This is a genomic window from Pseudomonas sp. SDO5271_S396 (assembly GCF_054071795.1).
The window spans coordinates 42,384-61,373 of sequence record NZ_JBSVWB010000033.1; the positions used below are offsets into that span (position 1 = coordinate 42,384).

Sequence of the window (18,990 nt, forward strand, 5' to 3'; positions counted from 1 at the left end):
AACGATCATGAACAGAGCGCTACTGCCCACCGTCGTCTATCTCGCTTCGCTACTGGCCATGGGCGCTGCGATGGGCAACCCCATCACGACACAGTCACGGTTCCAGGACACGCAGTCCGCGCCCCTGGGACGCTCTGACTCTGAACAGGCTGCGAGCTGGGGGTTGACGGAACAGGAGTGGACGCGCTTCGAACAGATCCAAGCCGGCCCGCGTGGTTTCTGGAGCCCGAACCTCGATCCGTTGACTGCACTTGGAGTCGAGGCCCAGACCGACCAAGAGCGCCAGCGCTATGCCGAATTACAGGTAGCGCTGGAAGCCAAACGCGCCGAGCGTGAATTGGCCTACCAAAACGCTTACACCGCGGCCTGGACCAAGCTGTTTCCCGGGCTGCTGCCGATCCAAGGCATGGCATCTTCGTCCCCTACCAGCTCATCGGTCGCGCCGCGCCCAGCCCTTTTTGTGGAGGACCACTGCCCTGCATGCACCGCTGAAGCACAACGTTTGCAAAACAGTGATACGGCGTTCGATATCTACCTGGTGGGCAGCCAAGGCGAGGATGAACGCGTCCGTAGCTGGGCTCGGCAAGCGGACATCGATCCGGCCAAGATGCAACGACGGCAGATCACCCTGAACCATGACCGTGGTCGCTGGTTCAGCCTGGGTGCCCCGGGGCCATTGCCTGCCACATTTCAACAGGTGAACGGACAATGGCAACGCCTCGACTGAGTAGTCTTGCGCTGATGTTGGCGATGCTGGCGGCTCAGGCCGAGGAGCTCCCGCCTCCTGCCTATCAATTGGCGGCGCATGACGCCGACATCCCTTCGACGGTGCTGTTCGCGATTGCCCTGCAGGAGAGTGGTATCCGCGTCCGTGGTCGACTGCTGCCCTGGCCATGGACCCTGAACATCGCCGGTGGTCCTTACCGCTTCGCCACTCGACAGGCTGCCTGTCACGCCTTGCTTCAGGCGCTCGTTCGGCATGATGCCAAGCGGGTCGATGTCGGTCTCGGGCAAACCAACCTGGGTTACCACGGGCAACGTTTTTCCAGTCCTTGCGAAGCCCTCGACCCCTACCGAAATCTCGCCGTGACCGCCGCGCTGCTGCAGGAGCATCACGCCACCACCGGTGATTGGGTGTTGGCTGCAGGACGTTATCACCGTCCGGCAGGAGGCGCGCCGGCCGCACATTACCGCGCAGGTTTTTCCCGGCAACTTGAACGGCTGCTGACTTCCTTCGAACAGGGCACACCACCATGAAGCGAATCTCCGTTGTCTGTTATTGCACCCTGCTCTTGGTACCGTTCGCTCAGCCGGAACTGAGCGTAGCTGGGGATCGGCCTAGCGACTTCAACCGACCCCATTTTCAGGTTGCCAGGCCGCCAATCAACAACAAGATCCGGCCTGATCGGGCCATGCATGCGGACCTGTCCACGTTTACCGATGAAGCCTGGATACTGCCCATCCGCAGCTCCTACTTGAGCCCCGGCCAGATCACGTCTCGCGCCCTGAACATGCCGGGCTTGCGGCCATTTTTTCTGGTCGGTGACGATCCCCAGTCTCTGACTTGGCTGCGTCAACGCGCGGCTGAACTGCAGGAACTGGGTGCAGCCGGCCTCGCCGTCGAGGTGGCCGATACTGAAGCTTTGGCCCGGATTCGAGCAGCCGCTCCGGACATCACCATCCTGCCGGTCAACGGCAACGACATCGCCACCCGCCTGCAGATTGAGCACTACCCCGTCTTGATCACCGCCACCTTATTGGAACAGTGAGTCGGGTCATGGCCGAGCATGCGATGGAGTCCAAGCTGCGGCCAGCGGTGGAGCTGTACACGGTAGCGATCTGCGTCGCTGCCGCAGTGTTGTGCGTGTACTCGCCCTGGGCCGTGGCCCTGTCACCGGAGATCGGTCTGATTGCGGCGCTGGCCTATACCCTGTTCGGCCTGATCCGCCTGCGACAAGCCTGGGAGGTGCTGCGCTATCGGCGCAATATCCGACGGCTCCCCCGCTACGAACTGACCAGCCGGCAGGTTCCGGTTAGCCGTAAGCGCCTGTTCATGGGCCGCGGCTTTCGCTGGACCCGCCTGCACACCCAGCGCCTGGTCGAAGCCCAGGATCCGGCGGTCGCCCACTATGTCGACCAACCGACCTGTTACCGCTTGGCCCGTGGACTCGAACGTCGTCTGGAGCATGTACCGTTTCCTCTCTCTACATTGGCGCGTGTCACCGCTTGGGACAGTGCCTTCAATCCGTTACGTCCTTTACCCCCAGTCGGTGGCTCGCCGCTGTTGCATGGGGTCGAGCCCAATGAAACAGAAGTCAGTCTGCCGCTGGGCGAACGGGTCGGACACACCCTGGTGCTAGGCACTACTCGTGTCGGCAAGACGCGACTCGCCGAGGTGTACATCACCCAGGACATTCACCGCGTCGAACATGAAGTGGTCATCGTCTTCGATCCGAAGGGCGATGCCGACCTGCTCAAGCGCATGTACGTCGAAGCCAAACGCGCTGGTCGGGAGAAAGAGTTTTATGTCTTCCATCTGGGGTGGCCAGAAATCTCGGCCCGCTACAATGCGGTAGGACGCTTCGGGCGTATCTCGGAAGTGGCGTCACGCATCGCCGGGCAGCTCAGCGGCGAAGGTAACTCCGCGGCCTTTCGCGAGTTTGCCTGGCGTTTCGTCAACATCATCGCCCGTGCCCTGATCGAGTTAGGCCGGCGCCCGGACTACCTGCAAATCCAACGGCATGTTGTCAACATCGACGCGCTGTTCATCGAATACGCCCAGCAGTTTTTCGCCAAAACCGATCCGAAAGCCTGGGAAGTGATCGTCCAACTGGAAGGCAAGCTCACCGAGAAGAACATTCCCCGGCATATGGTGGGCCGCGAAAAACGCGTGGTGGCCATCGAGCAGTACCTGGCGGTGAAACGGGTATTTGATCCGGTAATGGACGGACTGCGTTCGGCGGTGCGGTATGACCGTACTTACTTCGACAAAATCGTTGCCTCGTTACTACCGCTGCTGGAGAAACTTACCACCGGCAAGACCGCCCAGTTACTGGCTCCTAACTACACCGACCTGGATGACCCGCGGCCAATCTTCGACTGGATGCAGATCATCCGAAAACGCGGCATCGTCTATGTCGGCCTGGATGCGCTGACCGATGCCGAGGTCGCTGCCGCCGTAGGTAACTCCATGTTCGCCGACTTGGTCTCGGTCGCCGGACACATCTACAAACACGGCGTCGACCATGGCCTGCCCCAATCAGGTAACTACAGTGACAAGTTGCCGATCAACCTGCACGCCGACGAGTTCAACGAGTTGATGGGCGATGAGTTCATTCCGCTGATCAACAAGGGTGGCGGTGCCGGTATCCAGGTAACCGCCTACACCCAGACCCTTAGCGATATCGAAGCGCGAATCGGTAACCGCGCCAAGGCCGGCCAGGTGATCGGCAATTTCAACACCCTGCAGATGCTCCGCGTGCGCGAAACCGCCACCGCTGAACTGCTCACCCAGCAGTTACCCAAGGTCAATGTGCTGACCAAAACCCTAGTGTCGGGCGCCACCGACACCTCCGATCCTGAGGCCAATACCGACTTCACTTCGTCCTCGCAGGATCGCGTCAGCAGCACCAGTGTGCCGTTGATCGAGCCCGCTCACATCGTCAGTTTGCCCAAGGGGCAAATGTTCTCCTTCCAGGCCGGTGGCCAGCTCTGGAAAGTCCGTATGCCTTTGCCAAAACCCTCCAATGACGACGCCATGCCCAAAGACCTGCAGGAACTCACTCAACGCATGCGGGCGATCTACAACACGCAGGCGGGGCAGTGGTGGAGCGCCAGTGGTGGCGGCCCAACTCCCAACTTCGATTTAGATCAGGTGGGGTAGCCCTACCCTGATGGTTTCGATTCAGCAAAACATATACAGAAGGCGCGTTAACGCCATCAGCCATGTGGCACTAATGGAGTGAATGATGGTGACTTCCGTACAGAACACGCCGCCACAACCGATCCAGCATCCGGGGATGATCGTCTCGGCCATCAGCCTGGTCCTGCGCATCATCGGCTTGCTGGTTGCCTCACTGCTGTTCTCGATTCTGATTGAGTTCGCCGGTTTGCTGCTGTTCTGGAGCGATCAGGGCTGGCGGCACAGCCAAGCCATGCTGAATAGCGAATTGAGCTGGCTCAGCGAACACTTCAAATATTCACTTATCATCCAACAACCCGGACAGGCGATTGTCCAGTGGCTGGATTTCCTAAATCAGTGGCTGTTGGTCAAGACTGGATTTGCGGATTTTGCCCGGCAGGCGCGGGTATCGAGCCAAGGCAACGGCTTCTGGAGCTGGGCCAATCAGGTCTACGTGAGCATCGAAAATTTCGTGCTGGCCGCGGTCTACGTCACCTTCACCTTTGTGGTGCGGCTGATAATTCTGGTCCTAGCCTTGCCGCTGTTCTTGCTGAGTATGTTCACTGGCTTTGTCGATGGCTTGATACGCCGCGACCTTCGCAAATTTGGCGCGGGGCGAGAAAGCAGCTTCGTCTACCACCGCGCTAAGCGAGCTGTATTACCACTGCTGCTCGTACCCTGGATTATTTACCTATCCCTACCGTTTTCGCTCAACCCCATGGCGGTTTTTTTGCCTTGTGCAGTGATACTTGGAATAGCAACCGCTATCACCGCTGCGACGTTCAAAAAATACATTTGATAGAGCGCACTGCTGGCGTGCTAAACCATTCCGGTAAATTTAGCCAACACTGCGACGATATAACCGCCAATGATAGACAAACCAACGATACCCCACGGCCGCTGCCACCAATCACCGTTGGACGATTGCGGCATTGATTGCTGGTAAAAATTGATGTGGCCGATCTGGTTTGCGTTGACTTGGGTTGCGGCTCCATTCTGCATCGAGTTGCGCCACTGGGCCTCCTCAAGACGTTCGAGCTGGGCCTGAACACGCCCTCTGAGATGTCTAGCTGAAAGCAGCAATTGCTTTCCAACAATCATCACACCCAGCAACCCGAGAAACAGCAAATTCCCATAGCTGAGTGGTTTTTCCTGATTGAGAGTAGGCGCGTTGTTCCATACAAAACCGATGAAGGGCGATGTGATTTGATAAATATCAGCTACCAAGTTTTGCATCAGCCCACCCAGATGCCCAAAAATCTCTGACTCAGCGAGTTTCTCCGCTTGACGGTGTAGAGAAATCAACAACGAGACAAAATAAAATAACGCACCGAAGACCATCAATGAGAAGCCCACGCCCTGCCGAATACGATACCGCCGAATTGCTTGTTGAATGTTCACTCTTTGCACTCACTCTTCGTTAACTGATTCCGTTGGAGCTTATCTGCGCCCCGCTAGCGACGTTGTTAGCGGAATCAAACGTTAACGGCCACCGATCGTTTTTCATGAGCAATCGAGACAGTGCTTGCAGTGTAATCGCGTCACTTTTCCGTTTTTATAGCCTTCGATACGGTGCCCCAAAGAGCTGTGTCGAAATAAATGACGCAGCGTGTTTCATATTTCTTACTGCTGAGCCCTGGAGGTTAGTTGAATGCTGGCTCCATCTCCAAATGGGCTACCCACATGTCAACCAAATTTTTCAGAATCTGCCCACTGGTCGTACTGATGACGTTCCATAGGGGCAGCTATGCCGCCTCTACTCATGAGCAAGATCAGTTCAGTTTAATTCTGCAGCAACTCGACACTATCGAACGCCTTGCGACACGGGCCGAGACAGCCAACACGGCTGAATCAGTCGAGCGCTATCGGTTCGACTATCCCCGTCTGTCGCAAGACATCCAACGCATCCGCCACGGAGTGCAGGGCTACCTGTCTCCCTCCCGCGCTCAGCCCCGAGATCCCAGTGAATTAGTCGGCGATTACCGCCTCGACACGCCGCCCACGGAGCCGTCGCCATGAGCATGACCGACGCGCAGAGCGCTGCCTTTCAAAACGCTTCCGGCTTCTCGCCGCATAGCAGTTCGACGCTGTGGCAGTCCCTGGTTCTCGTTCTGGCGTTGCTTTGGTGTGCCTGGGTGATGTGGACGGCTTACCGAGGTTGGGCCACTGGCAGTGTGCGCTTTGGAGCCTTCGGCGGCAGCGCCGCCCGCGTGCTGCTCGCCTTGCTGGTTCTGATGTTCTTCACCCTGTCCTAACACCGGAGATCACCATCATGCTCAAGTGCCTTGCCCCCCTGAAAAACAACCTGCGTAATCGTGCCAGCCAGCGCTTGATCGGGCTGCTCCTGGTGCTCGGTCCAAGCCTGGCTTTTGCCGAGCTCCCCACCATGGAAGCACCTTCTCGTGGTGAAGGTTCCGGGTTGATCGAAACGATCAAAAACTACGCCTACGACGGCGGCATCCTGCTCGGTCTGCTGATTGCCCTGCTCGCTTTTTTAGGAGTGGCCTGGCATTCGCTGACGGTGTATGCCGACGTGCAGAACCAACGCAAGACCTGGAAAGACTTGGGTGCGGTGGTCGGTATCGGTGCTCTGTTGGTGGTGATCATCATCTGGTTCCTGACCAAGGCTGCCGCGATTCTGTGAGGTTGGCATGAACAACGCTATCGAACGCCTTGCCGACGGCACCTTGGTCTTTCTGCCGGAGCGACTCAATCGTGATCCCGCCGTACTGCGCGGGTTGACCAATGATGAGATGTGGATGGCGCTCGGTGCCGGCGCAATCATTGGACTACTGCTGGGCGTTCCTCTGGTGATCGCCACCGCCTCCATTGCCGTAGCGCCGACCAGCATGATCGCAGGCATGACGGTGGTGCTATTTGCCGGTGGCACACTACTGCGTCGGGCCAAACGGGCCCGCCCCGAGACCTGGCTGTACCGCAAACTCGAATGGATACTCGCCAGCCGTTGGCGCCTGGGTCGCGGCAGTCTGATTCTCCACTCCGGCGCCTGGACGGTTCGCCGTTCGCGTCGACTGCGCCCTGCCCTGTCTCGGTGGAAGTCATGAGCCGATTTCGAAACAAGGTCGATGCCCAACAGGCCCACATCTTCAGCCTGCGCCTGGCGGTAATGATCCTTGCCCTGGTCTGTGCCGGGCTCTGGTACGGCTGGCGTTCGGCACCGACCGATCTGACCGTGCATGTACCACCGGATCTGCGTTCGGGCAGCACTCGCAAGTGGTGGGATATCCCCTCAGAGAATGTCTATGCCTTTGCCCTCTACATCTTTGGCCAACTCAACCGCTGGCCCTCGGATGGCGAGCAGGATTATCGCCGCGCCATCTATGGCTTGCAGTCCTACCTGACCCCCGCCTGCAAGGCCTTCCTCGACGGCGACTACGAGTACCGCAAGGCCGCCGGCGAACTACGCCAGCGGGTGCGTGGCGTCTACGAAATTCTGGGCCGAGGTTACAGCGAAGATCCGGAGCTCAGGGTCAAGCAACTCGACCGCGACAGCTGGCTGGTCAAGCTCGACCTCAACGCCGATGAGTATTACGCCGCCGAACCGGTGAAGCGGGTGGTGGTGCGTTATCCATTACGCGTGGTGCGTTTTGATCTTGATCCCGAACGCAACAAGTGGGGACTGGCACTCGATTGTTATCAGGGCACTCCGCAAAAAATCTCCCTGCCTGGAGGTGAGCCATGAAGCGGATGTCTACCCTGGGACTCACCGTCGTAATGATGCTATGGGGAGTTGCGGCGCAGGCCGTCGAGCTGATGCACTGGGAACGCCTACCCCTCGCGATCCCTCTGATGATCAATCAGGAACGAGTGGTCTTTATCGATGAGGATGTTCGAGTCGGCGTGCCCTCAACCCTGACAGGTAAGCTGCGCGTGCAATCAACTGGTGGCACGCTGTACCTGCGCGCGTCGGAAGCCATTGCACCGACCCGACTGCAACTGCAATCAGTCACGACGGGCGAGATCATCCTTCTAGATATCGCGGCCACACCCGGCGATCAACCGCTGGAGCCCGTGCGTATTCTCAAAAATGCTCCGGTGCAGACTACCGAGACGGAATCTAGCACCGTCCCTGCTCCAGATCGTACGCCAATCCCAGTCGTTTTGACGCGCTACGCCGCACAGAGCCTATACGCGCCGCTGCGCACTGTAGAATCCCTGCCCGGCGTACGCCGCGTATCGCTCAAGCTGCGCACCGAACTGCCAACCCTGCTGCCGACCGAAAACGTATCCAGCACACCTATCGCCGCCTGGCGGCTCGGTGATTACTGGGTGACGGCGGTGAAGTTGCGCAATCGTGGTTCAGAGACGGTACAACTCGATCCGCGTCGGCTTCAGGCCAAGCTGTTCGCTGCGGCTTTCCAGCATGTTTTTCTCGGACCGGTCGGCAGTGCTGAAGACACCACGATCGCCTACCTCGTCACTCGCGGTGCCGGCCTCGAGCACGTCGTGCTGCTCTCACCCGTTGATCGAGGTGCGGACGATGAAAGCTAACGCCTTGCTCAAATGGCTGGTACCGGCTGCGCTGCTGGCCGTGGTGTTGATCATCCTGAAAACCTGGGTCGCGGGTGGCAGCACGCCTTCTCCAGAAAACCCAGTTGATCAGGACAACCTTCAATTATCCACCGAGCAAGCCAAGTCGCTCGGCATTGCTGGCGATACTCCCCGGGATACGGTCGCCACCCTGGTCGGCCAGGTGAAAGCCATGCGCAGTGACATGCTCGGTTTGAAGAAACACAATGACTCATTGCAGACGGAAAACAACCGCCTTCGCGAGCGGGAAAACAGTGTCGATTCGCGTATCCAGACTGCGCTTGGCAGCGTAACCCAGCAGGTCGACGAAGGCCGCCGCCAAGTCAACGAGGCCCGACTCAAAGCGGAACAAGACAGTCGTCAGGCTCGCGGCCTGCTGACGCAATTGCAGGAACAGTTGTCGGGGCTGACCGGCAAAAGCAAGGACATGCCGATCGGATTGGGGCTTGAGCCCGACGACGGCGCTCAGTTTGAAGGGCGACACTCTACCAATGATGCGCTGCAGTGGATTGAACCCTCGGACGTTCCGTCCACAGATGCCCAAGGCAAAACCAAGACCTCCCGAGCATTGAGTCTGCCTACTACCTTCAACTCACTGGAAGGCATGAAAGATAACGCCATTGATCGCAGCCAGAAACAACTACGTGCAGCAATCCAGGGTGAACGTGACCTGACGAGATCCGTGGATCGTACCGAAGGCGCGAAGCCGGTCTACACGATCCCCGAAAACGCGACGCTGATGGGCTCGGTCGCCATGACCGCGCTGATCGGCCGAGTCCCGGTGGACGGCACCGTGAATGACCCCTATCCCTTCAAGGTGCTGGTCGGCCCGGAGAACCTGACTGCCAACGGCATCGACCTGCCGGACGTCGCGGGGGCCGTGATGAGCGGCACGGCGTCCGGGGACTGGACCCTGTCTTGCGTACGCGGACAGGTCGAGTCAATCACCTTTGTGTTTACCGATGGCACCATCCGTACTGTGCCTCAGCCGAAGGCGGTAGCCAGCCGCAATGCCTCCACCACCCAGAGCTCGAACACCGACAAGATCCGCGGTGGACTCGGTTATCTGTCCGATCCGTATGGCATCCCGTGCATCGCTGGCGAGCGCCGCTCGAACGCCCAGCAGTACCTCGGCAGCCAGAGCCTGATCACTGCGGCCGGCACCGGTGTCGCCGCCTTGCTCGGGGATGAGCAGAACAACAGCAGCGTGATCAGTTCGGGCGGCAGTACGCTCGGGGTCACCAGCAGCACGGGCAACAGCGCGCTGAACTCAATCCTCAGTGGTGGGGTCAGCGACATCCGCGAGTGGATCAACAAGCTGTATGGCGAGGCCTTTGCTGCCGTGTACGTGCCACCGGCCGCACAGGTCGCACTGCACCTCGACCATGAGATCACCATCGACTACGAGCCCAAGGGCCGGAGCGTTCGCCATGAAAAAGACCATGTTTCCCTGCCTGACCTGGATTAGCGTGTTCTGCTGGGTCCTGACGGGGTGTTCCACCGACAAGGAGACACTACTGCCCCATGGCGAGCAAACCATGCTGGACATCTGGAACAGCGCCGGTTCGCAAGGCACTCAGCAGCAACTACTGGATGCTCGGCAGCAGTTACGCCGTCCGCTCGCCCAGGCGAATTTATCCGCTTATCGCCAAGAACCGTACACGCGCACAGCGACGAACGAGATCCAAAATTTGTTCCCTCGCCTGCCCAATCCTGATCTGGTGCTGTACGTGTATCCGCATTTGAGTGGTACCGAGCAGGCACCGGTCCCAGGGTACTCGACTGTCTTTCCGTTCTACCAACGGGTGCAGTACGCATTGCCGGGTGAACGTCAGGAAGACTTGTAGTGCGTACTGGCGATTCGGGCAACCGCACTGCTGCGTGGAAAACTTGGCGCAATCCATTGCGCCCTCGCGCCACCCTGGCTGATGAAGCCGCACTGTACGCGCACAACCCCAGCTTCACCGATCACCTGCCGTGGGTCGAATACCTCGACACCGAACAGTGTTTTCTGCTCGATGACAATCGCTCGGTGGGTGCGGTGTTCGAGTTGCTGCCTATCGGCACTGAAGGGCGCGAACCCGATTGGTTGATGGCCGCCCGCGACGCACTCGAAGACGCCCTGCAGGATAGTTTTGATGAGTTGGATCAAGCGCCTTGGGTGGCGCAGTTTTTCTGCCAGGACGACAACGACTTCACCCCTTATCTGAACCGGCTCACTAGCTATATCCAGGACAGCGCGCGAGGGACGGTCTTCACGGAAGCGTGCCTAGAACTCACTCGCCGTCATCTGAAGGCCGTTGCCAAACCGGGTGGGCTGTTTGAGGACAAGGTCGTCACACGCCTCCCCTGGCGCGGCAATAACCGACGGGTGCGCCTGGTGGTCTATCGCTGGCTTGAGTCTGACGCTGAGGAGACGGGACTCACCCCGGTGCAAGCCCTGCAACAGGCTTGCGAACGTATCGCGGCTTCGTTGCAGGCGTGCGGGGTGCAATCGACGCGAGTCGATGGCCGAGGTCTGTATGCCTGGTTAGTGCCCTGGTTCAATCCAGCCCCCACGCTCACCGATGAATCGCCCGAGGAGTTCTACCGCCGCGTGGCCTATCCGGAGTCGGGCGGCGGTGAGTCGCTGGAACTGCCCTTCGACCATGACTTCGCCGAGCGGCTATTTTTCAATGAGCCGCGTTCGGATGTGCAGCGCGGACTCTGGTTTTTTGACGATCAGCCCCACCGGGTCATGGTAGTGGACAAGCTGCGCCGAGCGCCCTTGATTGGTCAACTCACCGGAGAAACCCGCAAGGGTGACGCGGTGAATGCCCTGTTCGACCAGTTGCCCGAAGGCACGGTGATGAGCCTGACCTTGGTGGTCAAACCACAGGATGTGCTCGAAGAGCAGTTGAACCGCCTAGCGCGCAAAGCCATCGGTGAAAACCTGGCCTCGACTCAGACCCGCCAGGATGTTGAAGAGGCTCGCGCGATCATCGGCCGCCAGCACAAGCTGTACCGGGGAACCCTGGCATTTTACGTGCGCGGTCACGATGAACAGCAATTGCACCAGCGCTCGGTCAGCCTGGCCAACGCACTACTGGGTGCGGGCCTGCAACCGGTACGTGAAGGCGATGAAGTCGCCGCCTGCAACAGTTACCTGCGTTGGTTACCAATGGCTTACAACCCGGCCCGCGACACGCGCAACTGGTACACCCGCCTGATGTTCGCCCAGCACCTGGCGAACCTGGTTCCGGTGTGGGGCCGCAGCACGGGCACCGGCCACCCGGGGATCACCCTGTTCAATCGTGGTGGCTCGCCGTTGAGCTTTGATCCGTTGTCACGCCTGGACCGTGCCATGAACGGCCATCTGTTGTTGTTCGGCCCCACCGGTGCCGGCAAGTCGGCCACCCTGGTCACCCTGCTGATGCAGGTCATGGCGGTGTACCGCCCTCGCTTATTTATCGTCGAGGCCGGCAACTCATTCGGCTTGCAGGGAGACTACTTCGCGACACAAGGCCTCTCCGTCAACAAGGTCCAATTGAAACCTGGCGCCTCGGTCAGTCTCGCCCCCTTTGCCGATGCCTGGCGCCTGGTCGAGCAACCGGATCAGGTGGCGAGTTTATCGATCGATGAGCTGGACGATGAGGCGGTAGCCAGTCGGGAAGACCAGCGCGATGTTCTCGGCGAATTGGAAATCACCGCTCGCCTGATGATCACCGGCGGCGAGGCCAAGGAAGAGGCGCGCCTGAGTCGAGCCGATCGCAGCTTGATCCGCGAGTGCATTCTTGATGCGGCGCAGACCTGTGTCGCGGCGGGTCGCCAGGTACTGACCCGCAACGTGCGCGACGCCTTACTGCGCGTCGCCGCTGACACACACTTGCCGGAGAAGCGTCGCGAGCGTGCCCAGGAAATGGGTGAGTCCATCGACCTGTTTTGCCAAGGTTTCGAGGGTGAACTGTTCGATCGCGAGGGCACGCCTTGGCCCGAGAGCGATGTGACCATTGTCGATCTCGCCACTTACGCTCGCGAAGGCTACGAGGCGCAGATGTCCATCAGCTACATCAGCCTGATGAACACCGTGAACCGCCTAGCCGAACGCGACCAGTACCTGGGAAGGCCAATCATCATGGTCACCGACGAAGGCCATATCATCACCAAAAACCCGCTGCTGGCGCCCTTCGTGGTCAAGGGCACGAAGATGTGGCGCAAGCTCGGCGCTTGGTTCTGGCTGGCGACGCAAAACCTTGCCGACTTTCCCACGGCCGCGCAGACCATGCTCAACATGATCGAATGGTGGATTTGTTTGAACATGCCGCCGGCGGAAATCGAAGAGATTGCTCGCTTCAAGAAGCTTTCACCGGCGCAAAAAGCCTTGTTGCTCTCTGCCAGCAAGGAGCCGGGTAAATTCACCGAAGGGGTCGTGCTGTCGAAGAAGCTCGAAACGCTGTTTCGGGCCGTGCCGCCCAGTCTTTATCTCGCCCTGGCCATGACGGAACCGGAGGAGAAGGCCGAACGCTGGACTTTAATGCAGGAATACCAGTGTTCAGAGCTAGAGGCGGCTTTTCGGGTAGCTGAGCGCATTGACCAGGCCCGTGGAATTTGGAGGTAAGTATCGATTTGAAGCCCCAATAGCGTTACATCTACACAGGGCTGGAGAGCGGTTTTGTGCTGGATATGCCCGAACTATCTGAGTAAATTACTCGTCACCATTCAGCCAGCAGAAGGAGTCATACATGAATAAAAACGATCTCGTCGAGGCCATAGCGAGCTCCGCCGACCTTCCGAAGTCCACTGCCGGACGCGCGCTGGAAGCCCTCACAACCATCATATCCACTGCGTTGCAAAGCGGTGAGAACGTCACCTTGGTTGGTTTTGGTACCTTTACGGTGAAAGCGCGTGCAGCGCGCGACGGCCGTAACCCTCAAACTGGGGCCACCATCAAGATCGCAGCCGCGAAGACGCCTAGTTTCAAAGCCGGTAAGTCGCTGAAAGACGCGGTTAACTAGACGTTGGTGGCGATTACCCAATACCAACTCTGCGAGGGCGCTGGTATTGGGGCTTCAGTAGCCGAAACGCTTGCTTGCTGAACTCCGGAAGCCGTTTAGCCATGAGTATGAACGCGTCTTAAACGTCGTTTTTCTCAGCTTTGATTGGGGCTGGGTGACACACCGCTTAGCCGCTGCTGAATCCTCAACAAGAATCCGGCTTCAAAGGCATCCTGGCAGTCACCGACAGGAAAGGTCTTACGTGTTTGCGCCAGCTCCCACCACAGCGGAATCTCGCCGGGCGTATCAAGCCAAACCTGAGCGCATTGCACGCCACGTTCGATCATCGGAGCAAATTCGTTGCCCCAAGGTGTCAGAAGACTTGGACAACCATCCGCCGCGGGAATTGAAATGTAGTTTTCGTCCATACACACCCTAGAGTTCTGATTTTATTGTTAGACGCTGGACCCAGCCTCGAAATCTTAACGACACCAAATGAACGCTCGATAACAGGCCTGAACACCAAATGGCTAGATCAATGTCAATGTAGACTATATCCCGTGGATTGAGAGTCCCTCAAGGCGCAATTTGCGCGCATGACTCAAGACTACGAACAACTTCGTCTGCAGCTGGCGGAAAACATCCGCTTGATGCGGCGCGTAAAGAACCTTACCCAAGAGCAGCTCGCGCTCATGGCGGAGGTGGATCGCACCTACGTCAGTCAAATCGAACGATGCACGGGCAATCCGTCGCTGTTAGTCCTGTGCAAGCTCGCCAATATTTTCGAAATTACCGCAGATCAGTTACTTGTGGAACCCGATATCCTGCGCAGCGCCCTTCACGTCAAATAATAGTCTCACTGCTCACAAACCCGATAGATCCGCCTTCATAATTTCCACTGACAGTCTTCAGTCTCTAACCGAACCTGCCCAGGCATACACCGAGAGCCTGGATCATGCCTGTTGTCTGCTCGTCAATCCCGCCCACAAAGTTACGGCCCTTAGCGCTAAGCATCCTGCTGACGTGCGGCCCAAGCGTGGCGCTGGACAGCGGCAGCATCACGTCCTCTGTGCTTTCTCCAAACTGTCTCGAATACAGGGTCGTCGGCATTTGTTTCTGGCTCCTCTGCACGCCCTTCGGTTGTACGGTCAAAACCTCGACCAAGGTGCGTCATTTCATTCCTGAACTCGTGGTCTCAAGCTACTCCACCACGGGCAATAACCCCTGGACCGAGATGGCCACCCTCTCCTCTCCCGTCAGCGGTGCGGAAGGTGGCGGCAACCTGATCACCCCAAACACCCACCGCGATAACCTGCCCCGCTTCAAGAACGTCGATGGCATCGGCCACCCCGGTGGCTGGCTCGCAACGCAACTGGCTTCGCAATCCGGCTACGCCTGCGCCAGCGGCGCAACTGCGGTCATGCCCTACTACCTGAGCACCCTGGACTCACTGGCCTGGCGTCATGGCATCCCGGAAAGCTTCTACCCCGAGTCGCTCATGCCGGGGACCCGTGAAGTCGGTCGTCCGGCTTCGGGAAACATGTGGGGCAATGTTTATCCCCGGCAGGGCTTTCTGGTACAGCCCGACGATTTCAAGGCGGCCGCCGTCATGGCGCAACGGGCCGGCGATGTGATTACCCGCAACGGGCAACCGCATGTGTACTTACCCCTCACGCCCGCCAAACGCGACGGCTACTGGCCGCCTAGCCCGATCGTTGAAAACGACGCTTCGACCCACAAATGGCAATTGCTCTACCCTCGGACTCAGCCTACGTGTGCCATCTTCCCCAGCGATCCGGTACAGAGTGCGGATGGAGGATACGCCTGGTCGCTGTGGCGTCCCTATAGCTGCTGCAAACGTGAAGGTCAGACCTTTCTGTTCAGCATCGACTTCGAAGGAGGTGCTTCATGAGTCGGCTTCTCGCACGACCATGGTTGGGCGTGATGAGTCTGTTGCTCTGCGGACTGCTCGTCATGGCCACACATGCCCACGCTGCCGAGGGCGATTACCGCCTGGGCACTCAAGGCGAAGTACTCGACGACCGAGTGATGTACACCATTGGTGGCGGCTCGGCAGTTGGCTCTCCGAGTTCGCTCTACCGACCCAGTGGTCTCGGAGTCGGCGGGTCATGGCGAGCGAACATGATGTGCGGAAACATGAGCCTCACCAACACCCTGCAAAACCAACTGAACGGTGCCACCGAAGGTTTCCAGCAGATCATGGGCAGCATCGTGCAGAACGCGACCCAAGCCGTGATGTCTCTGCCAGCATTGATCATCCAGCGCGCCAACCCTGGTCTCTATGAGTTGCTCAGTAACGGGGTGATGCAGGGGCGTATCGACTTCGACCGCTCCAAGCTGACCTGCCAGGCCATGGCCGAGAAGATGGCGGACAAGGTCGGTCAAGCCAGTTGGGGCGCGCTGGCCAAGAACCAGGAAATGCAGGGCAATCTGGAGCAAACCGGCGGTGATGCGGTGGCAGCAGTGAAAAACACCGAGGCCCATAACGGCAACAATGGGGTGGCCTGGGTCGGCGGCTCAAAGGCTGGTGGTGATGAGCAGACGCCCATTCGGGTGACCGCCGACGTGGTCCGTGCAGGCTATAACCTGCTGCATAACCGTATGGTGGATGACAGTGCCTCGATCAGTAGCAGTGATTGCCTGGGAGGGGCTATTTGTCAGACCTGGGCCTCACCGCAGGAAGAATCTGAGTGGGCTGTTCGCGTGTTGGGCGAGAGCGAAGTCGCGACCTGCGACAGCTGCGAAACCCTGCGTGCGACCGCTGGCAGCGGATTGACGCCGCTGATCCAGGAGGCCTACAGCGAACGCCTCAAGGCCCTGCAAGGTTTGCTGTCGGGCTCTCTGCCGCCTACCCCTGACAATCTGACTAAAGCCTCCAGCCCGATGCTGCCGGTGACCCGTGGTGTGGTTGAAGCCCTGCGCGACGATCCCGACCAGGATCTGCTGGCGCGACGCCTGGCCAGCGAGACAGCCTTGTCCAGCGTACTCGACAAGGCATTGCTACTGCTGCGCACGCTGCTGGCGGGCAGTCACGAACCGAACATCGCCTCCGCCGAGCCGGCTCAAACCGCCTTGACGAAAAACATCGACGCTCTGGAGCGCGAAATACGCCTGCTGCAGACCGAACTGCAGGTCAGGCAGATGCTGGCCACCAACACCGCCAGCCTGGTGCTCGATCGGCATGCCGGTGGTGCCGATGCTTCGCGTACCGTCGAGCAAGGAGATCCTGAGCCGGGCCGACTCAATGATGCTGACGCTAGGCGCAAGTGAGCCATGAAACGCTCACCGCGATTCACTCTGTTTTCAGGTCTGGGGATTGCCGCAGTGATGATGCTGACCGTCGCGCTGGTCGCCTGGACCGGCCGCACTGCGCTGGATAGTGTCGAGGTCTGGCAGCAGGCATTCGAATCCGCACGGCCTTATCTGCGGTGGTGGCGCGCCCTGCTCTACGCCGCTCTCTTTGCGCTCTGGTGGGATCTGCTTCGGCGCTACCGATATCGACCACAGGATCGACTGCGCGTGAAACGCATCGGGACATTAGGGCTCGTGCTCTTTACCTGCGTCGAACTCACCCGACTGTGAGGTCACCACCATGCTCATGAGCACCAACAGCTACCTGGAGTTTTACCTCTCCCTGCTGTCCTGGATCATCAACAACGGCCTCTGGAGCGTCCTGTCCGACACCGGGCTATTCGCTGCACCCTTTGGTGCGATCATCTTGCAGGAATGGCTATCGGCCCGTCAGCAAGGCGCGGATGAAGGTAACAAGGGACTGCTCTCAGTTCCGCGGATCGAGAACCGGTTGTGGCTGGCCTACATCGTGGTGTTGTTCGGCTGCGCGCCGGTCTTTCCGTTGAGCCTCTCGTCAATGACGTTCGATGATGCGGCGAGCCAGCGCTGCGGCGTGAGTGTGGCCCAACCGACGGAAACCGCCTGGGGGACGACCTTCAATACCATCGGCGAACGCTCCGCCAACGTTCCGATCTGGTGGTTTCTGGTGCATGCCTTGAGCAAAGGGGTAACCGCGGCGGCCACCGCTTCCATTCCCTGCACACCGGATATCCGACAAATGCGTATGGAGATCGACAGCTCGCGTATCGACAGTCAGGTACTGCTGCAGGAAGTCGCCGATTTCACTCGCGACTGCTACGGCTATTCCCGCTCTCGGCTATTCACCAACCGTCCGCTGTTGGACAAGGTACAAAGTCACGACGCCTCCTGGATCGGCTCAAGCTATTTTCTCGACACACCCGGCTACTACGATACGGATCGCTCACGCACACCGAGAGTCAGCTGGCCGTATGACGACAACCGCGATGTTTCCTTGCCGCGGCTGGAGAATGGCGCGGGCTACCCCACCTGCAAGCAGTGGTGGAGTGATAGCGGTGTTGGCTTGCGCGAGCGCTTGATCGAGCAGGTCGACCCCTCGCTGCTGACTCAGCTGAAAGGTTGGTTGACTGGGCGTTCGAGCAACGAGATCGAGGATGCCACCCTGCGCGAGCTGGTCAGCCCGCGCCAGCAATCGATGTCCATGTCGCCCGGACAGGTGTATCAGGACTACGGCTCCAGCGCTCGTGGCGGTTCGATCAATCAGGGGCTCAATAACCTAGCCACCAATACCGGGCTGGCCCTCGGTTCCTTCAGCAACTTCCCGGCAATGAATGCACTACGCGCCGCCTTGCCGATGGTGCAGGCGTTCCTGATCATGGGCGTCATCATCAGCTTGCCGCTGATCCTGCTGGTCAGTACCTACCAGTTGAAAACTGTCATGACCGTGACGTTCGCGCTGTTCACCTTACACATGCTGAGCTTCTGGTGGGAACTCGCTCGCTGGGTCGACTCCAGCATGCTCGATACGCTGTACAACCAGGTTTCGGCTTCCAATCAAGTGCTGTTATCGCTGCCCACATCCGGCTTCATGGATGGAACCGTCACGGCACAGGTGATCGAGTATGTGATGGGGGCGATGTTCATCGTGCTACCAATGCTGTTTCTAGGGGCCATGAGCTGGGCAGGATATTCAGTCGGCAACGGGATTCAGGGCATGTTGGCGAACGGTAGCAAAGCCGCAAGTGATTCAGCGAGCAAAGGTACGGATCAAATATTGGGTGCTGCTAAACGTTCAATTAGATGACTTGCTGTCGCCTATATAATGCCCATTGTCATCGAAGTCACCGATGTAGAGATCAGCACCTAGGTAGTCTGGTCCTGGACTTTCCTCTTGATGATCGGAACCAACAAAAGCCCTGAACCATAGCAAAGTGATGACAGCCAGCATCATCACAAAAAAAGTAACCAGCCAAACACTGACAAAGAGCAATCCTCCGATCAATGCCAGTTTGGCAATCAGAAAGCTCCCGCGAACAAGTAATTTACCTGCGGGCATACCTGCCGTCACCGCACGCTCAGCCAGGCGGGACTCAAACGCTTTCAATTTGCGATAACCACGCTTTACCGACGTGCCACATGCGTACGCCCAGCTGTGGCCACGTGAATTCTGAACAGGTTGCTGAGTCGGCATGCTCTCGCCCTCTTCTGAGCGTT

23 protein-coding genes are annotated in these 18,990 nt (G+C 58.8%); 20 read left to right on the forward strand and 3 right to left on the reverse strand.

Annotation, left to right across the window (positions count from 1 at the left end; translation table 11 throughout):
- The first annotated feature begins 7 nt into the window (after nucleotides 1-7).
- From ACW9IN_RS20740 to ACW9IN_RS20760, 5 genes are all read left to right on the forward strand, one after another.
- The gene (locus ACW9IN_RS20740; RefSeq protein WP_038848947.1) at nucleotides 8-727 is read left to right on the forward strand and encodes a TIGR03759 family integrating conjugative element protein; all 720 of its coding nucleotides are present in this window, start codon (nucleotides 8-10) and stop codon (nucleotides 725-727) included.
- Entirely contained in the window at nucleotides 709-1,257 is a 549-nt protein-coding gene (locus ACW9IN_RS20745; RefSeq protein WP_016978876.1) for a lysozyme family protein, read from the forward strand. Before ACW9IN_RS20740 ends, ACW9IN_RS20745 begins: the two co-directional genes overlap by 19 nt.
- On the forward strand, nucleotides 1,254-1,769 hold the full coding sequence (locus tag ACW9IN_RS20750; protein ID WP_025999940.1) for an integrating conjugative element protein: 516 nt from the start codon (nucleotides 1,254-1,256) through the stop codon (nucleotides 1,767-1,769). The genes ACW9IN_RS20745 and ACW9IN_RS20750 overlap by 4 nt, the downstream gene beginning before the upstream one ends.
- Before the next feature lie 8 nt (nucleotides 1,770-1,777).
- Nucleotides 1,778-3,883, forward strand: coding sequence for a type IV conjugative transfer system coupling protein TraD (gene traD / locus ACW9IN_RS20755; protein ID WP_016978878.1), 2,106 nt, complete (start codon nucleotides 1,778-1,780; stop codon nucleotides 3,881-3,883).
- 85 nt (nucleotides 3,884-3,968) lie between these two features.
- Nucleotides 3,969-4,700: a TIGR03747 family integrating conjugative element membrane protein gene (locus tag ACW9IN_RS20760; RefSeq protein ID WP_038848945.1), complete on the forward strand. Its 732-nt coding sequence runs from the start codon at nucleotides 3,969-3,971 to the stop codon at nucleotides 4,698-4,700.
- Nucleotides 4,701-4,720: 20 nt separating this feature from the next.
- On the opposite strand, the gene ACW9IN_RS20765 is transcribed toward ACW9IN_RS20760, so the two are convergent.
- Nucleotides 4,721-5,302 (reverse strand): YniB family protein, encoded by a 582-nt coding sequence (locus ACW9IN_RS20765; RefSeq protein ID WP_025999941.1) that lies wholly within the window; start codon nucleotides 5,300-5,302, stop codon nucleotides 4,721-4,723.
- 282 nt (nucleotides 5,303-5,584) lie between these two features.
- On the opposite strand from ACW9IN_RS20765, the gene ACW9IN_RS20770 reads away from it, so the two are divergent.
- From ACW9IN_RS20770 to ACW9IN_RS20815, 10 genes are all read left to right on the forward strand, one after another.
- Nucleotides 5,585-5,920: an integrative conjugative element protein, RAQPRD family gene (locus ACW9IN_RS20770; protein ID WP_025999942.1), complete on the forward strand. Its 336-nt coding sequence runs from the start codon at nucleotides 5,585-5,587 to the stop codon at nucleotides 5,918-5,920.
- The gene (locus ACW9IN_RS20775; protein ID WP_016978882.1) at nucleotides 5,917-6,156 is read left to right on the forward strand and encodes a TIGR03758 family integrating conjugative element protein; all 240 of its coding nucleotides are present in this window, start codon (nucleotides 5,917-5,919) and stop codon (nucleotides 6,154-6,156) included. Before ACW9IN_RS20770 ends, ACW9IN_RS20775 begins: the two co-directional genes overlap by 4 nt.
- Before the next feature lie 17 nt (nucleotides 6,157-6,173).
- Nucleotides 6,174-6,545, forward strand: coding sequence for a TIGR03745 family integrating conjugative element membrane protein (locus ACW9IN_RS20780; protein ID WP_016978883.1), 372 nt, complete (start codon nucleotides 6,174-6,176; stop codon nucleotides 6,543-6,545).
- A 7-nt stretch (nucleotides 6,546-6,552) separates the two neighbouring features.
- Nucleotides 6,553-6,966: a TIGR03750 family conjugal transfer protein gene (locus ACW9IN_RS20785; protein ID WP_016978884.1), complete on the forward strand. Its 414-nt coding sequence runs from the start codon at nucleotides 6,553-6,555 to the stop codon at nucleotides 6,964-6,966.
- Entirely contained in the window at nucleotides 6,963-7,604 is a 642-nt protein-coding gene (locus ACW9IN_RS20790; protein WP_016978885.1) for a PFL_4703 family integrating conjugative element protein, read from the forward strand. The genes ACW9IN_RS20785 and ACW9IN_RS20790 overlap by 4 nt, the downstream gene beginning before the upstream one ends.
- Nucleotides 7,601-8,413 (forward strand): TIGR03749 family integrating conjugative element protein, encoded by an 813-nt coding sequence (locus ACW9IN_RS20795; RefSeq protein ID WP_016978886.1) that lies wholly within the window; start codon nucleotides 7,601-7,603, stop codon nucleotides 8,411-8,413. The genes ACW9IN_RS20790 and ACW9IN_RS20795 overlap by 4 nt, the downstream gene beginning before the upstream one ends.
- Nucleotides 8,403-9,920: a TIGR03752 family integrating conjugative element protein gene (locus ACW9IN_RS20800; protein WP_016978887.1), complete on the forward strand. Its 1,518-nt coding sequence runs from the start codon at nucleotides 8,403-8,405 to the stop codon at nucleotides 9,918-9,920. Before ACW9IN_RS20795 ends, ACW9IN_RS20800 begins: the two co-directional genes overlap by 11 nt.
- Entirely contained in the window at nucleotides 9,883-10,299 is a 417-nt protein-coding gene (locus ACW9IN_RS20805) for a TIGR03751 family conjugal transfer lipoprotein (protein WP_038848940.1), read from the forward strand. Before ACW9IN_RS20800 ends, ACW9IN_RS20805 begins: the two co-directional genes overlap by 38 nt.
- The gene (locus tag ACW9IN_RS20810) at nucleotides 10,299-13,049 is read left to right on the forward strand and encodes a conjugative transfer ATPase (RefSeq protein ID WP_177058539.1); all 2,751 of its coding nucleotides are present in this window, start codon (nucleotides 10,299-10,301) and stop codon (nucleotides 13,047-13,049) included. The genes ACW9IN_RS20805 and ACW9IN_RS20810 overlap by 1 nt, the downstream gene beginning before the upstream one ends.
- A 124-nt stretch (nucleotides 13,050-13,173) precedes the next feature.
- Entirely contained in the window at nucleotides 13,174-13,446 is a 273-nt protein-coding gene (locus ACW9IN_RS20815; protein ID WP_016978890.1) for an HU family DNA-binding protein, read from the forward strand.
- Nucleotides 13,447-13,580: 134 nt separating this feature from the next.
- On the opposite strand, the gene ACW9IN_RS20820 is transcribed toward ACW9IN_RS20815, so the two are convergent.
- Nucleotides 13,581-13,853, reverse strand: a complete 273-nt coding sequence (locus tag ACW9IN_RS20820) for a LasR-specific antiactivator QslA (RefSeq protein ID WP_038848938.1) — start codon at nucleotides 13,851-13,853, stop codon at nucleotides 13,581-13,583.
- A gap of 168 nt (nucleotides 13,854-14,021) precedes the next feature.
- Between ACW9IN_RS20820 and ACW9IN_RS20825 the strand changes: the two genes are divergently transcribed.
- The 5 genes from ACW9IN_RS20825 to ACW9IN_RS20845 all read left to right on the forward strand — a co-directional run bounded on the left by ACW9IN_RS20825 (nucleotide 14,022) and on the right by ACW9IN_RS20845 (nucleotide 18,580).
- Nucleotides 14,022-14,276, forward strand: a complete 255-nt coding sequence (locus ACW9IN_RS20825) for a helix-turn-helix domain-containing protein (protein ID WP_003174132.1) — start codon at nucleotides 14,022-14,024, stop codon at nucleotides 14,274-14,276.
- Between the two features lie 104 nt (nucleotides 14,277-14,380).
- The gene (locus ACW9IN_RS20830; protein ID WP_025999943.1) at nucleotides 14,381-15,337 is read left to right on the forward strand and encodes a TIGR03756 family integrating conjugative element protein; all 957 of its coding nucleotides are present in this window, start codon (nucleotides 14,381-14,383) and stop codon (nucleotides 15,335-15,337) included.
- Nucleotides 15,334-16,716 carry an integrating conjugative element protein gene (locus ACW9IN_RS20835; protein WP_025999944.1) on the forward strand — a complete coding sequence of 461 codons (1,383 nt, stop codon included), beginning with the start codon at nucleotides 15,334-15,336 and terminating at the stop codon, nucleotides 16,714-16,716. Before ACW9IN_RS20830 ends, ACW9IN_RS20835 begins: the two co-directional genes overlap by 4 nt.
- A 3-nt stretch (nucleotides 16,717-16,719) precedes the next feature.
- The gene (locus ACW9IN_RS20840) at nucleotides 16,720-17,028 is read left to right on the forward strand and encodes a hypothetical protein (RefSeq protein ID WP_016978894.1); all 309 of its coding nucleotides are present in this window, start codon (nucleotides 16,720-16,722) and stop codon (nucleotides 17,026-17,028) included.
- 10 nt (nucleotides 17,029-17,038) lie between these two features.
- Nucleotides 17,039-18,580: a conjugal transfer protein TraG N-terminal domain-containing protein gene (locus ACW9IN_RS20845; RefSeq protein WP_016978895.1), complete on the forward strand. Its 1,542-nt coding sequence runs from the start codon at nucleotides 17,039-17,041 to the stop codon at nucleotides 18,578-18,580.
- On the opposite strand, the gene ACW9IN_RS20850 is transcribed toward ACW9IN_RS20845, so the two are convergent.
- Entirely contained in the window at nucleotides 18,569-18,967 is a 399-nt protein-coding gene (locus ACW9IN_RS20850; RefSeq protein ID WP_038848934.1) for a DUF3742 family protein, read from the reverse strand. The genes ACW9IN_RS20845 and ACW9IN_RS20850 overlap by 12 nt on opposite strands.
- Between the last annotated feature and the right edge of the window lie 23 nt (nucleotides 18,968-18,990).